We start from the raw sequence: 15,433 nt of genomic DNA on the forward strand, positions 1-15,433 counted from the left end.
TATAAACTAAAAATGCTAGTATTATATTATTAATTTTAAGTAAGAGTACATACTATGAGCTATACAAGAGGACAGTTAAAAGAGGAAAGGCAAGAAAAAAGTAACCTAGAAAAGAAAAGTGAATCAAAACTGGAACTAGGATTAGTAATATTAACAGGAGTAGTAGTAGTAACACTAATACTAGGAATGGCAGCTGGTACCGGGGCTCTTGCAGGTTTAGCTCTAAGTTATGTTAACTTGCCACCTCTCATTGCAGGTGGAATCATTGGTTCTGCAATGTTATTAGTATGCTGTGTAATCAGTGCTTGTTCTTTCTCAAAAACTACAAATCTCAACGATATACCAGAAGGCATGTCCAAAGAACATGAACAAATTTTGAGAGAATATAGCAACAGCGCTGAATATAAAATTAAAAATTATGCACATACTATCAGTAGTATTGGTGTTTTTTTTGGAGTTGGAGCAGGACTAGTTGCTCTTGGTTTTACATCACCAGCAGCTATAGGTGCTTTAACTTTTGTAGTGAGTGTGATTGCTTGTATTCCTTTAAATTTCTTAATTGATAAAGCAATTGAGTGCTTTTTTCCAGAAGGAAATAAACAGCCAGGTAGCTCAGTTGATAGTGATGTGAAAATTGTTGATGGGGGTGTGTGCAGGAGAGTATTTTAAGAGACGATAGATAGAAGTTTTTGAAGAGGATTTAGCCCATTTTTTTGTGTTAAGTATAATTGAATTATCCGCTCAAGTCCTAATCCTGCATAGCTAGTTGATTTTTCCATCCAAGAATCATTTTATTAGCTTGCCTCAATGTTTCAATAGAAGGCAAGTCTTCTGTGCTTAGTGGTAGACGAACAGTTTTGTGTTCTATAAGCCCAATGTCATGCAAGAGTGCTTTAGTAGGTATTGGGTTACTGGCGGTAAATAACGCTTCACAAGTCTGTTTCCACACATTTACCTGAGAGTTTTTACTACTCAGACATTGCTTAACATATTCATGTACTATATGTGGCCAAGTGTTAGTAGCAACAGAAACCAGACCAGCCGCACCCTTAGCAGCCATATCGGGTATCATATTATCATCTCCACAAAACACCTCAATATTTGGAGCAACTTTCTTATACTGAGTTAAAGTATCAACGGTGCCACTTGAATCTTTGATAGCCCAAAATTTTTCGTGGCTGGATAAATTACGTACAGTTTCAGTGTGAAGACTCACTCCTGCTCTTGATGGAATATTGTAAAGCATTGCTGGCACATGTGCTTTTTCAAGCAGCTTTTCAAACCATAAAGTTTGCCCCATGATTCCAGGCTTTGCATAAATGGGAGTTGTCATTAGATAGCCATGAATAGGCATACCCTTGCAAAAATCAAGCCATTCAAGAGTCTGATATAGATTTACTCCTGGTACACCAATTATAATTTTCGTATTTAATTTTAGCTCACATACAAATTCAACTAAGGTGCGCTTTTCAGAATCAGTAAGTGATAAGCTTTCACCTGTGCTACCGAGCAACACTACACCATTTTCAGCTTCAGCTTGCATTGTTAGTAAACGCTGCAAGCTTTGGTAATCTATACTATCTCCACTGCAATTAAAAGGAGTAACACAAGCAGTCCATAAAAATGTAGATTTCAATTGAAGTTATTAAAATGGTATTTCATCATCGATTAGTTCGTCTTTTATATCGTTGTCAAAACTTCCGTGTTTATCTTTTTGTTCTGTTTCATTTTGTTTGTATTCACTTGGCTTGTAATCAGAGTTTAACATACTGTTTCGTGAATCTAAAAGGGTAAGGGCACTATTAAAGTTATATAGCACCACCTCTGTCGTATACCTTTCGCTACCATTTTGGTCAGTCCATTTTCTAGTTCTCAGAGAACCTTCAACATAAACTTTACTACCTTTGCGCGCAAAATCCTTAACAATTTTTACTAATCCTTCACTAAAAATTACAATATTATGCCATTCTGTCTTTTCAGAGCGCGTACCAGAAAATTTGTCAGTCCAACTTTTAGATGTGGCTATCGAAAAACTTGCCATCTCTTTTCCATTTTGTGTAGTCCTAATTTCAGGATCTTTTCCTAGATTACCAACTAATATGACTTTATTTATAGTACCACTAGACATAATTATGCTTTAAAATAAATCTCTTTATTATCTTATGTGAGAGTATTATTGTCAAATTTAATTAAAAACGCGCTTGGAGGGATTCGAACCCACGACCTTTGCCTCCGGAGGGCAACGCTCTATCCAACTGAGCTACAAGCGCAGATGTATTAGATTATTTAATAGATAAACTATCTAAATCAAATTTTTGTTCTGGATAAAGCGTAAACATAATACCTCCATGTCCAAAATGTACATTTTTAGAATTGCTTATCCGTTCTTTTGTTATCTTTTGGTTTACAGCCCATGAAAAAGTTACATAATTTTCAGTTACTGAGTGCACTTTTAAATCCTTAGTATTTATGAACAACTTTCCATTTACCCATATTTTCCATGTATCGGGGGAAAAGTATAAAATTGAATCTAAACTGACTACTTTACAATTGAAATTTTCTTCCTCTGTAACTTCTGAAGACTGTAAGTTAAACTTTTCCATCTCACTAACTATTCTATTAACCTGCTCTTCATCAAAAAAAATGCTTTTTATGCTACCATATTGCGATAAAGTACTCTCTGCTGCCTCTTTTATTATATCGTCTCGATCTATATAATAATTGTTGATAAAAAAACACTCCTTCGCACGCAAATTTGCTATATCAATGAAGTCATTTATTTCTTGATTTCCAACTTTTAAAATACTTTTTAAGTACTTCTTTTCTACAATCATTCCATTATTGGAATGATGACAGACCATTTCATCATTGTCTTGTTTTTCTATATATACACATAAATTTTCACTATTTAACCCTAATATTTTATGCTCAATAAAATCTTCATTACTAATATGCTGTTGGCAAGAATATTTTTTACAAATCCCTATATTTTCTACAAGATCTTCGCAATTGCAATATGCACTAACATTAAAAAATAGCAGCGTAAAAATAAAAAACAACTTTATATTCATCTACTTAATATGGTATACCAATCAAAAACTATACTAGCTCTCACTATCTCTATCATATTACCACTTAAAATCTGGTTTATAACTTTAGCATCTATATTTCTCTGCTTATTCAAGGTAAGAGATCTGATCATAACATAACCAGGAAGATTTGGAATAGACTGTAGAAATAAAAAAATATGCTTATCGCTAATTGAGCTTAAACTTAGAACCACTTGACTTCTTATTACTTTTGTATGTTCACTTTTATTGTGGAGTTCAGCTTCTTCAGGTATAGAAATTGATATTTCAGGTTCTAACATGTAGTGTTTTTTATATAGCTTGTTAAGCTCAAAATTTAAATTTGTAATGTATCTGCTACTATGTAAGTTTGAAGAAGAAATTCTTTTCCATAAATCTAGGTTTTTATTTAGAACGACTTCTTTCTTTTGAATTTCAATGATCTGTAAATTAATAGAGCGTATTTCCTCAGCTGCAGTTTGATTTTTATTATAAACCTTTTTGTTATAGATAATAAAACACGTTGATAACCCTATTAATACAATAGATAACAATAAGTAATATATGCACTGAATTGTAGCTTTTCTTTTTAGTTGAGAGATAGTCATCAATCTACATTGCCTCTCCTATTTCAACATCAATAGATAGATTTTTCTCTTTAGTAGTAGGTAAGCTAGAAATACTAATATCATGAGTACGGAAATTATCGTTTAAATTTTTCTGTAGTTTCTTGTATTGATAAGAAATGTCTTTACCAGATTGAAAATTAAACCTTAAAGTTGTGGTAATATAACTTTTTGCCTCATTATAATTCCACTCAAATAATTGAAGCTCTACATCTGGTACTTTTAGCTTTTCTACATACTTAACTTGTGTGAGAGGAGAGTACTCTATTTTTGATAAAATATTATTGATATTAATAAAATCGTAAACTTCATCTATCTTTTTTACATTATAGCTTTGGCTAAGTTTTATTAGTTTGTTATTTAAAGCACTCCGCTTTGCAGATAAATTATCAGCAACATTAAAATTTGAATATAAATTTCGCAAACAAAAGGCGTTAATTACAACTAAAACCAAGAGTAGGTATAGAAAAATTTGAGGAGAATTTAAATAAAGATAATTAAATAGATAAAATTCTTTAGTTTCTTTTGTGTTAAAAATATTTATTGGCTTATTCTTAAAGCTATGGAACAAAATTGTAGTATCACAAAAGCTATCTTTTTCGCATATAGCTAATTCTGCTACCAATAGTTTACCTAGCTCATATGGAGTCAATATGTTCACACTATTCTCTGAAAAATTTATAACTGATAAACTAGATTTAATAGCTTCTGATACTATGATGCAAAGGTCGATAGGGTCATTTTTTTCAAATCCAAACTTAGTTAAAGATTGAATTGTATTTTTCACTTCCTGATATATTTCACCAGCAATGATTCCTGGTAAATTATCATTAGTAAATGGTATTAAACGTGTAAATATCATTTTGTTCTCTTTAAGAACCACTTGTCTATAGCCACCTGTTTTAGTTGCAGCAACTATAATTTTCCAGTTACTAGGATCTTTGTGTAGAATCTTTTTTGCTATACTGACTAGTTCTATAGGAAACATTAATATTCCTTTAAAGTTAGAGCCTATTTCAACAAACACGTCCAACCAATATTCTATTAAATGATTTGCTTTTGATGAAACAAATAGATACCACCAGTTTTGATTAAATTTATTCGGCTTTTCGACCAAGAGAATAGAATTTATATCGTTATTATGAGCAAAATGCTCTACTTTTGTTTTTGCTGATAGATAAGCACTAATCCTATTTACTCTTGGGATAGACTGTAGCAAATAGTTCTGATCAGTGTGATTGAGAACCAGATATAAGGGTGCTTTTTTATCTGATGAGAGACATGAAATTAAGTCAGAAACAGCTTTATTATTTTTGTCCTTAGCAAAATATCTTTTATTTAAAGTATCATTTTTAAAATATAGTAACATTGTGCCTTCTTTTCCTATAGAAAGCATAAACTTACTTTTGGGTTTTGACCCAAACATATTAACAAAGTGTATACTCATCTAGAATTAAAAAGGTAATTTATTGAAATTCATTAAACATTAGATGACAATATTACTTATATTATAAGTTTTTGATAAAATTAGTAGTAATATTAACCCTTTTGTATGATGAAGGTTTTTTATATTTGTGCTAGACACAACTTAACCTGACAAACGAGGATTAATCATATCTCAGCTTGATATTTTATTCTCCAACAGACTGAAAATTGAATTGAGCTAAAGACTTGATTTGACGCACGTTGTTGCACATTACCATTTAGTATACTTGAACTGAACATTTTCAGTGAATCCATCTGGCATGACTGAAACTTTTGTATTCATATTTATTTTTAAGTAATTTACTAGCTCATCAACTAATATATCAGGAGCAGAAGCACCTGCAGTAATTCCTATTTTTTCTGCGCCCTGCAACCAATTTTTGTTCATACATTTATAATTATCAATCAAATAGGCTCTTTTTCCTGTGGAAATGCACAGGTCTAATAAACGGTTTGAATTTGAACTGTTTTTGCTTCCTACAATTAACACTACGTCTGTAATTTTAGCCAATTTTTTAACAGCGTTCTGCCTATTTTGTGTTGCATAGCATATATCTTTTAAGTCGGGGCCTGTAATGCTTGGAAATCTGAGCTTCAGTGTAGCAATAATTTCTTTGGTATCGTCAATACTTAACGTGGTTTGTGTTACATAAGATAAATTATCTGGATCTTTGATTTGTAAATTGTATACGTCTTGCATAGTTTGCACTAGAGATATAGGATTACTTACTCTTCCTATAATTCCTTTAACTTCTGGATGATTTTCATGTCCAATTAGAATTAATTCTTTACCACTATCCTCATACCTTTTTGCCTCTTTATGTACTTTGCTAACTAATGGACATGTTGCATCAATCACTTGAATCCCCTTTCTTTTTGCTTCATCCTCTATACTTTTCGACACTCCATGTGCGCTAAAGATCAATATTCCTCTATTGTCTTTAATGTCTTCTATGCTGCTTACAAAAACCACTCCTTGTTTCTTGAAGTCCTCTACTATATACTTATTATGAACGATTTCGTGTAGTACATAAACTTGGCGTTCGTTTTTGTATTTCTCTAAAGTAATTGCTAATATGTCTACAGCTCTTTTAACCCCTGCGCAGAAACCGCGTGGTTCAGCTAAGATAATCTCCATTTTTTAAGTAAGTATGTAAACATTGCTAAAAAGTAAGCTCCGCTCACTATGTTTCATATCATGACTGCTTTACTATAATTTCAAATTTATCACTACCAAGACTCTTGTTAATATACCAGGAACCGTCATCTTTAATTGTAAATTCAGGACTCTTGAGGTCTCTTTTTATTGTCTTTCCATCTTGGCCATCCATAGCAATATGGATATCGAATGTAACGATGTCTAGATTTATTGTAGCTTTTTTCCCACTGTATGAATTTAGACTAAACTTGCCCAACATGACATCATTAATACTCACTTCTCCTGCATAAGTATCACACTGACCATCTACACAACACTCACTTTCAATATAAAAAAGGTCTGACATATTTACATCTATAAAAAAAAAGAACTAAACTTACATACTAAATATAACTTACCATTAATAAGCAATTACAGATTACTTTGGCTACAACAATAATGCAACTGGAAGTATAACATAATTAATTGTATAAGAAACTACACTTTAGAGAAATGGTTGTTTGGTTTTTTTATTAATTTTTTTACCATACTGTCAATCATGTGTTTTATTCCTTGATATACAGAGTGTATACTTTCATCACTACGCATATAAGCAGAGCAGGAAAATATATTATGCTTTTCGTCTTCTATTGATAGCTTTGTATCGCATGTTATATGTTCGCCGCCGAGCTTCTCTATCAACTGGTCTTTGTCGTCTCCTATAGTTACCTTAATCTTACTTTCTTCTTTACCTATCTTGCTACTTAAAATTAAAACAATAATGGCTGGAGATATACATATAGTTCCTATTGGCTTTTTTGCAACAAAGAACTCTGAGACTAATCTTTCAAACTCAGGCATTACTGTTTTATTTTCAGCTAAGTCAGATAAATTTTTCGCAACTCCATATCCACCAGGTACGACTAGCATGTCAAAATTTTCAGCTTTAGCTTCTCTTAAATCATTTATCTCACCTCTTGCAATTCTTGCTGCTTCTACAAGTACACTCCTTTTTTCTTTTACTTCTTCTTTTGTTTTGTGGTTCATAACTTGTGTGATATCAACATCAGGAGCAAAACATGTGACTTCAACTTCCTGCTGATCAAGCACAAGCAGAGTTAAGACCGCTTCTCTCACCTCTGTGCCGTCGAGGTGGCCGCATCCTGATAAAACCACAGCGGCTCTTAATTTTTTCTCACCCATAAAATACCTTGATTTCATATAATCTAGGTATTGTAATACAAATTCCATATTTGGAAAGGAGTAATTATTTTATGTCAATTATTATATAATTAATAATTAGGCATATTTATAATTGATAGGAATTGAATATGGTACAAGGTGGTACAACAAATCCAACCAATTCGGACGAGTTCATTGAAAATGTAGTAAGATATATTAGTGGAAAAAAAAGATTTGTTGCAAGTATTCGAGACTCTATTACAAGCAAATGAATTTATAAAAGAAGGTGAAATTTTTAATGAATCAACCATCAAATATGTGTCTGAATTGCTGATTCAAAAACAAGATCTTTTGAAGGACACAATGGATATTGTAAAGGAGCATCTTGAGAAAGACGATAATCAATTAAAAATACTTCTTAAACAAGTAAATAAAGTAGAAGGCATGGAGAAAGAGCTTGAAACTTTAGGCAATCAACTGTTAGCTCAAGGATTGATAAGTGGAGCAGCAGTGACAACACTAACAGGTGCACTAGCAGGTTTATTAACAGTAGGAGGAGTGACCGGTGCATTAATTATTGGTGGAGCAGCATTAGTAGGGTTTGTAGCACTAGTTGCTATAGTTGCTATTGGTTATGCTATATATCAGAATAGAAGTGAGATAAAAAAAGGAGCGATTGAAGCAGGAAAAGCAGTGAAAAGTTTTGTGAAAAATGTGATCAATAAATTACCTACAATTCAAGCAAGAGAGAATAATTTTGATAAGTTCAAAAAGGACTTGTCTGAGCGTATTATAGCAACTAGTAAGGCACAAAAGCGAGAAGAAGCTGGAGAAGATGAAACTAAAGACAATCTTCTGATATGCTAGAAGTGGTAAAAATGCTTCAAAATGAAGTGAAGCAATCGGCTATAAAGAAGTTGGTAGAAGAAGGAGTTATTAAGAATTTTTCAAAAGATGATATGACCAGACTTCTGAAAAAAGGTCTTAGTACTCATCTAAGTGATCAAAAAGCACTTAATGATCTTATACATAAATTTCAACCTGAAATTATGGCAATTGGTAATAATAAAATAGAGAAAGTGGAAAAAATAGTTGATGATAAAGTTAAAGGAATGAAGCCGCCAGCTCCTCAATTAGATAGTCCAAATTCTGAACAAGTGAGTGAAAAAGGAATCACAAGAATGAGTTGATGCATTTGAAGAGCATTTTGATGCAAAAATGTATCTGTCTATCTTATTTTGTCACCCTGCTAAGCGGACACAAAAAATTACTTCCGCATATTTTCAATCTCATTATAATTACAAATAGAGATATTTTAAGAGCTCAAAATCTATCTTTAGTCTGCAGACTTTTTAACCAAACTTATTAAAAATGTATTCTTCAGTGTATATCTGTCGTATGTGCACTGCATTTTTTTCTAATCTTTTTTACAGGGGGATTTTATGTCCAGAATTCCAGATATTTGACCTTTACTTTAGCTAATAAAAACCAACTGGTACCTGCGGTTTTTATAGCTACGTTTCTTAAACAAGTTTCAAATGAATAGATTTCTTGCATAACTGGAATTCAAAAGTTGATGTCATTCTAGCGCTTGACTCTAGAATCCAGTCCTTTTGTGCAAAAAACGTTGTAAAGTAACTTAGTTGGATCCCAGTGTCAGCTACTCTGATGACAAGAAAGGGAGTACAGGTTTCAATATTTGCATGCATCTGAACAGATAAGCAATTACTATCAGAAAGAGGGAGACTATGCTACTCCTTTCTATCCGCCTTCTTGAGCAATTCACTTTCAAATCTAACACATATCTCAGTGATTATAATATCCAATTTTTGATCGTGTTTTTCCACAGGTAAATTTTTACAATATTGCTTCTCATAGGCTACACCTATAAATATTTTTCCAAGTGGCCGTAATTTTTTTATCATTTCATCATACCAACCACCGCCAAAACCTAACCTATTAAAATGATCATCAAAAGCAATAACAGGAGTAATGATTGTGTCGGGAATTATATCTTCATCTGCTTTATTCCATTCCTCAAATTTTAATAACTTACTTTTATTAGGAATTGCTACTTTATAGCCTAAATCAAGCAAATGATGCATCAAAGGCACAACATTAATTTCCCCGTCTGTTGGAATGTAAGCTGCTATTGTTTTACCTTTAACGCAACTTAAGTTTTGACTAAAAAGATTAATAAGAGAATTTGCTGCATAATTAGAATAACTTTCATCAATATCTTTTCTTATGGTTCTATATTGCTTCCTTAGTTTCTCTTTGTGCTGTTTAGTGTCTTTGAACATGTTCTATCCATTTTGCAGTGAGCTTTTCTTGTAAACTATTTTGCTTCAAGCGCTCACTTAAAAAATCAAAGTCAACAAGCTCCATATCCTGGTCTTGATTACTGCAACTATAAACAAAACTTATTTCTCCTGTTTCCTTATTTATGTGTTGCTGAATACATTGAGCGCAGATTTCTTTCATCATGCACTGCATAGGAGAGTTAACAGATGATATTGCTACGTGATTTGGTTTTAGGTATGGTTTTAAAATTGTTTTTCTAGCTTCATTTATAGCTTTCATCATTTTATCAGAACCAATAGTGATGATTTTATCTATAGTGTTTAAACTAATAGTAATTTTACCTAACTTTCCTTGCTGATATGAGATTATTGCATCAACTATATTACCATGAAAGGATTTATCCTGTTCTCTGCTTGTTTCTATCAATCCTTCTTCACATGCCCAAACTGTCACGTTTGATGCACGTTCTATCAGTGCTCGTTTAAATACATCACTTAATTTCTTATAGCCAGCGAAATATAAAACCTTATGATTGTTTTCAAGACAAGCTTTGCCTATCGAAAATAACACTGCATTTCCAACTCCACCGCCAATGAGCATTATATTCTTCATAAACTTTTTATGGAGTAGAAAACCTCTCTAACTTCAATTAAACTGATAACTAACAGCTGCATTTTTACGCATATTATCCAATAACAGGTTGCTTTGTATCATAATCTTTTGTTGATACATTTCCTGTTTGATTGCTTCTATATCCATTGCATTATTTTTGATATCACATAACATCATCAACTTTGCAGTGCTATTTTCTCTTAATTCTACTATTTCATTCATATTTGTTTTACTAAATAAAATCTGTAAATCAGGATTTAAATTTCTCATTTTTATTTCAAACTCTTTTACGCTTGGCAACTTGAAATCATCTGCTAACTTGTCAAAATTTAAACAACTGACCTTTTGCTCCTTAAAATTAGAGAGTAAACTTTCTGAACCTTCAACTACAACCTGTTTCAGTTTTAAAGTACTTTTCAGCAGTGTATGATCGAGCTGTACCTTATCTATGACTTTTATAACAGAGTAACCTTCGCTTAAACTAACCGGACCTGCTACATCACTGATTTCTAATCTTTCCAAAACGTCCTTGAGAGTACCTTTTAGCTGACTTAAATTAACTGTTGCTTTGCGCATCTTTATTGAAGATTCTGGATTATTACTGGTACGTAATTTTTTTACTAAGTCTTCAGCTATCTTCTGATCGGGAATTATGAACTCCTGAAACGTAATAAGGTAATCAGACTTCTCTTTTTGCTTTCTTGCATCATCCACTTCTTGATCGCTGATATTAATAAGCGGTACAACTCCTACTTCAATAATCTTGTTCCACAGTAGCTGACACTTTACTTGTTTTTTTAGGGTATTGAGATCTATATTATGCTTTTTTACATATTGATCAACTTCATCAGCCTTAAGTTTTAAACTTTGAGTTAAGAATAACGTGACAGCATTATTTAACTCCTCATTACTCAATTCTATATTCATCTTCTGTGCTTCGCTGACAATGATAATTTCGTCTATTAACTGTCTTAGAATTTGAGATTTTACCTCTTTTTGATTAATCTTCTGAGTGCCAAGCAATGAATTTATGAAGTTTATACGTCTTTCGATATCTAAATTTGAAATTGGCTCACCATTTATATCTGCAACAATTTCAATCTCAGTTGCAAGTAACCTAAGCGGCAGCATTATTAATATCAAAATTAGTATTTTATGCATATAAAATTATTTAGCTAATAACTAATTCTATAATAAATACTGAATAAACGCTAGCTAACTTTTTAATAATTAAAAAAGAGGATAAAATTACTGTAATGAATACCTAAACAATAATATACGGAAGGAGAGGGATTCGAACCCTCGATACGACTTTTCAATCGTATAACGGTTTAGCAAACCGCCGCCTTCAGCCGCTCGGCCACCCTTCCAAATTATTACTATAATATCAAGACCTTTACTGCCTGTCTAATGCTTTTAATTGCAATATTTGTATCTGTTCAGATGCATGCAAATATTGAAACCTGTACTCCCTTTCTTGTCATCAGAGTAGCTGACACTGGGATCCAACTAAGTTACTTTACAACGTTTTTTGTGCGAAAGGACTGGATCCCAGTGTCAAGCACTGGGATGACACCATTTGTTGTAAACTCACTTTTACTCTATGGTTATACTACCTTGCCGCTATCCTGAACGGATACCAATATTTACCCATTAAAAACAACAACATTTTCCGAATAACTGTAATTTAAGGCTAAATCAACGCAAACTAATTTCTACTTTTTTCAATGATTTCTTTTGCTTTTTTCACATTAGCCCATTCTCCAACTGTCACCGTTTTTCCCTTTTCTAAATCTTTATAATGAGAAAAGAAATGAGCTATTTTATCTAGTAAGTTTTTAGATAAATCAGAATAGTTTTTTATATTGTCATAATAGCTATCAACACTGGAGATAGGTACAGCTAATATTTTTTCATCCTCTCCTTTCTCGTCTTTGGTAAGTAATGCACCTACTGGACGCACCGATATCAAAACTCCAGGCGCTAAAGGAAATTGAGTTAGCACCAAAACATCCGCAGGGTCACCATCACCTGCGCAGGTATTTGGTATAAACCCATAATTGCAAGGATAAGTCATTGAGGTAGACAAAAATCTGTCAACTTGTAACAACCCAAGCTCTTTATTAAATTCATACTTTACAGGCTCAGCATTTGCACTTATTTCAATTACTACACTTATTGCATCTGGTTTTGTTGTTATTTTACTTAAATCCATGGATTACCTCTTAACTTAAGAATAAGCATTATACAATATGTGCTTTTAAGTTGCCACATTTATGTAGTTCTGAGCTTATTTGCATGGAGCGGTTCTAATTTTTTCTTCCGCACATCATCGACTGTTGAAAGTGGTGGTTCCTGTGGTGGTTTCAATAATTGAGATAAGGCATATACTATTACGATAGTAAGCATTGCAGCAATTACTAGATTAGCAAAATTATCCTGTGGTAGGACACCTTTTATTGGATTAAATAATTTTTGCTCCATAAGGAAATAATCAGCAACATATAACCCAACAGACAATACAAACATACCTAAAATAAGTTTACAGAATGTATTTTTGTGATTTTGCTTGCTGAGGATGAAATTTGGCCTACATTCATTCTCTTCTTGTTGCACTGAGTAGTATATATTCTCAGGGCTTGTTACTAACTGTTCAAATTCATCGCTGTTTTGGTTTTTTAACAGTTGCTCTAGAGTACGTTTGATATTTTTAGGATATAGGAAATCTTGACTGTGTTGCTCTCTTTGAGCTGTAAATGTCTCCTCCAATGCACTTATATCTCTATAATTAAGTGTATACTTGGTGAATCCATTTCTATGCGGTAACTCAATTTCTTGTAATACTTGTAGTAACTTCTGAATGTAATCGTAATACAGTGGTGTATTGATTGCTTTAGCTTTCTCATTAATATATTGATTAAGTGGTAAAATATCTCGATTTTCAGTACATGTAGAAAATATACCATAACTAGAAAATAGTAATGCTATGTCTTTATCCACTTTTATATTATGTATGGAATAATAATGATTTATTACCTCTTTACATAAGCTAAACTCTTTATCAAATTCATTTGAATAGCTTATTTTGAGTAACTTTTTAACATTATTGAGTACTTGTTTCTCAAAGTCATCATTATTGTTAAATAGAGCTTCACCTTTCGGATTTGCTAGAATATTAAAAAGCTTTAGTTTTTTTTGATCTTCTGTCAATCCTACTTGATCTACAATTTCCCTTAGCAGTTTCTTCGAAGTGTCACAAAGAGTAGGTATTTTTTTATTTTCAACTGCAGCATATATTTTATCAATTACTTCTTGAGTATTGAACTGAGCATTTTCTGCAAGAACTCTATAAGCTTGAACATAAATTAAAAACAATCCTTGTAGACTAAATTTTAAGTTAAAATATTTATCTAATGGCTCTTGTTCTTTTTTATTAATGAATTCGGATAGACCTATATGATTTCTGCAATCCATGCAATGATGTAAGTCAGCATGTTGAAAACTGCCCAAACAAATAAATGCGGCCTCTAGTAAATTGCCCTTACCAACAATTTTTATTAACTCTTCAACTTCTTTAACCATCCCTCTAGTCCACAATATAATAATTACCTTTATAGTATAAAGAATATAGGATAAAACAGCAATAAATTTTATTGTATGTTTACATTCTGCATTAAAAAATTAAACCACCAAGTTAGGAGCATATCCAACCTCCACCTATAACTTGTTCGCCCTTATATGCTACACAGGCTTGACCTGGACTGATGCCAAAGTAATCGTCGTTTAAGATTACACAGGCTTTGTTCTTTTCGTCAGTTGAATATATTGTCGCTAAGCTTCCTGCATGTGATGACCTAAGCTTCACAGTTACTTCCATGCCTTCTTTTGGTTGTTCTAACCAATTTAACTCTTTGACCAATATCTTTTTTTGCATTAGAGCATTGATCGGGCCTACTACAACTTCATTATTTTCTGTATTAATTTTTATCACGTAAAGAGGCTCATTGTGTGCGATGCAGAGGCCTCTTCTCTGTCCCACTGTAAAATTTACTATGCCGCTGTGCTCACCTAGCACTTTTCCATGAATATCTACTATTTTACCTTTCTGTACAGATTGTGGAGCTAATTTAGCTATTGTTTTACTATAGCTTTCGGAAACAAAGCATATATCTTGACTATCCGGCTTTTCAGAAATTTGTAAGCCAAAATACTTTGCTAATTTTCTTATATCACTTTTATAGAATCCACCTAATGGAAATCGCAAAAGCTTTAACTGCTCCTCAGTAGTTGCAAACAAAAAATAACTTTGATCTTTACTTTTATCGATGCTTCTACACAATTTTACCTCACCATTTTCTTCTAATCTTCTTACGTAATGTCCTGTTACGAGCACATCCGCACCAAGATTTTTTGTAACTTGCAATAGATCGCGAAATTTTACTGTTTGGTTACACCTTACGCACGGTATGGGAGTTTCTCCACGCATATAGGTATTTGCAAAATCCTCTATTACTTCCTTTTTGAATATTTCCTCGTAGTTTAAAATATAGTGGGGAAAGCCAACACTTTCAGCCACGTATTTGGCATCATAAATATCCTGTCCAGCGCAGCATGCACCCTTTCTCGCATTAGCATTACCATCACTGCCATAGAGCTGAAGAGTCACACCTATCACTTCGTACCCAAGGTTATACAGCAGTGCTGCAGCAAAGGAGCTATCAACTCCCCCGGACATTGCAACAATAGCTTTAGTTTGATGCGGAGCTTTATCTTTTAATAAAGGTTCAATTTCAAATTCTTTTAGCATATAATTTATAAACACAAACCTGGTGTCAAGCACTGGAATCCAGTTTCTATTACACAATTTCATCGAAACAGCGTACTTATTTGTAGTCAAGTTCCAGTGTCAAGCGCTGGGATGACACCCCTTCCTGCTGGAAGTTGCCTTTAAATTACTTGGTGCGTGACACTGGGATCTGATTTATATTACATAATTCCATCAAAACAATTCGATCTTC

18 protein-coding genes and 2 tRNA genes are annotated in these 15,433 nt (G+C 32.7%); 4 read left to right on the plus strand and 16 right to left on the minus strand.

What is annotated here, in order from left to right; genetic code table 11:
• Positions 1 to 54 precede the first annotated feature (54 nt).
• Positions 55 to 669: a hypothetical protein gene (locus tag AAGD63_RS00125; RefSeq protein ID WP_341813389.1), complete on the plus strand. Its 615-nt coding sequence runs from the start codon at positions 55 to 57 to the stop codon at positions 667 to 669.
• A gap of 79 nt (positions 670 to 748) precedes the next feature.
• On the opposite strand, the gene dapA is transcribed toward AAGD63_RS00125, so the two are convergent.
• The 9 genes from dapA to elbB form a co-directional block, all read right to left on the minus strand.
• A complete protein-coding gene (dapA, locus tag AAGD63_RS00130; RefSeq protein WP_341813390.1) occupies positions 749 to 1,636 on the minus strand; it encodes a 4-hydroxy-tetrahydrodipicolinate synthase in 888 nt (295 codons plus the stop codon).
• Positions 1,637 to 1,645: 9 nt separating this feature from the next.
• On the minus strand, positions 1,646 to 2,128 hold the full coding sequence (gene ssb, locus AAGD63_RS00135; RefSeq protein WP_341813391.1) for a single-stranded DNA-binding protein: 483 nt from the start codon (positions 2,126 to 2,128) through the stop codon (positions 1,646 to 1,648).
• A 68-nt stretch (positions 2,129 to 2,196) separates the two neighbouring features.
• Positions 2,197 to 2,270 (minus strand) — tRNA-Arg (locus tag AAGD63_RS00140).
• A gap of 12 nt (positions 2,271 to 2,282) precedes the next feature.
• Positions 2,283 to 3,071, minus strand: a complete 789-nt coding sequence (locus tag AAGD63_RS00145; protein ID WP_341813392.1) for a hypothetical protein — start codon at positions 3,069 to 3,071, stop codon at positions 2,283 to 2,285.
• Positions 3,068 to 3,676: a hypothetical protein gene (locus AAGD63_RS00150; protein WP_341813394.1), complete on the minus strand. Its 609-nt coding sequence runs from the start codon at positions 3,674 to 3,676 to the stop codon at positions 3,068 to 3,070. Before AAGD63_RS00150 ends, AAGD63_RS00145 begins: the two co-directional genes overlap by 4 nt.
• A 4-nt stretch (positions 3,677 to 3,680) precedes the next feature.
• The gene (locus AAGD63_RS00155) at positions 3,681 to 5,120 is read right to left on the minus strand and encodes a hypothetical protein (protein WP_341813810.1); all 1,440 of its coding nucleotides are present in this window, start codon (positions 5,118 to 5,120) and stop codon (positions 3,681 to 3,683) included.
• A gap of 270 nt (positions 5,121 to 5,390) precedes the next feature.
• Positions 5,391 to 6,317, minus strand: coding sequence for a 4-hydroxy-3-methylbut-2-enyl diphosphate reductase (gene ispH / locus AAGD63_RS00160; protein ID WP_341813395.1), 927 nt, complete (start codon positions 6,315 to 6,317; stop codon positions 5,391 to 5,393).
• Between the two features lie 58 nt (positions 6,318 to 6,375).
• Positions 6,376 to 6,684, minus strand: coding sequence for a hypothetical protein (locus AAGD63_RS00165; protein WP_341813396.1), 309 nt, complete (start codon positions 6,682 to 6,684; stop codon positions 6,376 to 6,378).
• Between the two features lie 131 nt (positions 6,685 to 6,815).
• Entirely contained in the window at positions 6,816 to 7,520 is a 705-nt protein-coding gene (gene elbB, locus AAGD63_RS00170; protein ID WP_341813397.1) for an isoprenoid biosynthesis glyoxalase ElbB, read from the minus strand.
• Between the two features lie 198 nt (positions 7,521 to 7,718).
• Between elbB and AAGD63_RS00175 the strand changes: the two genes are divergently transcribed.
• Positions 7,719 to 8,366 carry a glycine zipper family protein gene (locus tag AAGD63_RS00175; RefSeq protein WP_341813398.1) on the plus strand — a complete coding sequence of 216 codons (648 nt, stop codon included), beginning with the start codon at positions 7,719 to 7,721 and terminating at the stop codon, positions 8,364 to 8,366.
• Positions 8,360 to 8,689 (plus strand): hypothetical protein, encoded by a 330-nt coding sequence (locus tag AAGD63_RS00180; RefSeq protein ID WP_341813399.1) that lies wholly within the window; start codon positions 8,360 to 8,362, stop codon positions 8,687 to 8,689. Before AAGD63_RS00175 ends, AAGD63_RS00180 begins: the two co-directional genes overlap by 7 nt.
• A 561-nt stretch (positions 8,690 to 9,250) precedes the next feature.
• Here AAGD63_RS00180 and AAGD63_RS00185 read toward each other — a convergent pair.
• From AAGD63_RS00185 to AAGD63_RS00200, 4 genes are all read right to left on the minus strand, one after another.
• Positions 9,251 to 9,802: a 5-formyltetrahydrofolate cyclo-ligase gene (locus tag AAGD63_RS00185; protein WP_341813400.1), complete on the minus strand. Its 552-nt coding sequence runs from the start codon at positions 9,800 to 9,802 to the stop codon at positions 9,251 to 9,253.
• Positions 9,786 to 10,415 (minus strand): oxidoreductase, encoded by a 630-nt coding sequence (locus AAGD63_RS00190; protein WP_264330635.1) that lies wholly within the window; start codon positions 10,413 to 10,415, stop codon positions 9,786 to 9,788. The genes AAGD63_RS00185 and AAGD63_RS00190 overlap by 17 nt, the downstream gene beginning before the upstream one ends.
• A 33-nt stretch (positions 10,416 to 10,448) precedes the next feature.
• Positions 10,449 to 11,576, minus strand: a complete 1,128-nt coding sequence (locus tag AAGD63_RS00195; protein ID WP_341813401.1) for a SurA N-terminal domain-containing protein — start codon at positions 11,574 to 11,576, stop codon at positions 10,449 to 10,451.
• A gap of 118 nt (positions 11,577 to 11,694) precedes the next feature.
• A tRNA-Ser gene (locus AAGD63_RS00200) sits at positions 11,695 to 11,785 on the minus strand.
• A gap of 73 nt (positions 11,786 to 11,858) precedes the next feature.
• Here AAGD63_RS00200 and AAGD63_RS00205 point away from each other — a divergent pair.
• Positions 11,859 to 12,047, plus strand: a complete 189-nt coding sequence (locus tag AAGD63_RS00205; RefSeq protein WP_143689899.1) for a hypothetical protein — start codon at positions 11,859 to 11,861, stop codon at positions 12,045 to 12,047.
• Positions 12,048 to 12,123: 76 nt separating this feature from the next.
• Here AAGD63_RS00205 and ppa read toward each other — a convergent pair whose 3' ends face one another.
• The 3 genes from ppa to mnmA form a co-directional block, all read right to left on the minus strand.
• Positions 12,124 to 12,630, minus strand: coding sequence for an inorganic diphosphatase (ppa, locus tag AAGD63_RS00210; protein ID WP_341813402.1), 507 nt, complete (start codon positions 12,628 to 12,630; stop codon positions 12,124 to 12,126).
• Between the two features lie 59 nt (positions 12,631 to 12,689).
• Entirely contained in the window at positions 12,690 to 13,997 is a 1,308-nt protein-coding gene (locus AAGD63_RS00215) for a hypothetical protein (protein WP_341813403.1), read from the minus strand.
• A gap of 112 nt (positions 13,998 to 14,109) precedes the next feature.
• Complete coding sequence (gene mnmA / locus AAGD63_RS00220) at positions 14,110 to 15,222, minus strand: tRNA 2-thiouridine(34) synthase MnmA (RefSeq protein WP_341813811.1); 1,113 nt, start codon at positions 15,220 to 15,222, stop codon at positions 14,110 to 14,112.
• Positions 15,223 to 15,433 lie beyond the last annotated feature (211 nt).

This window comes from Wolbachia endosymbiont (group B) of Germaria angustata, from assembly GCF_964026725.1.
In the GTDB taxonomy this organism is placed as follows: Bacteria; Pseudomonadota; Alphaproteobacteria; order Rickettsiales; family Anaplasmataceae; genus Wolbachia; species Wolbachia pipientis_C.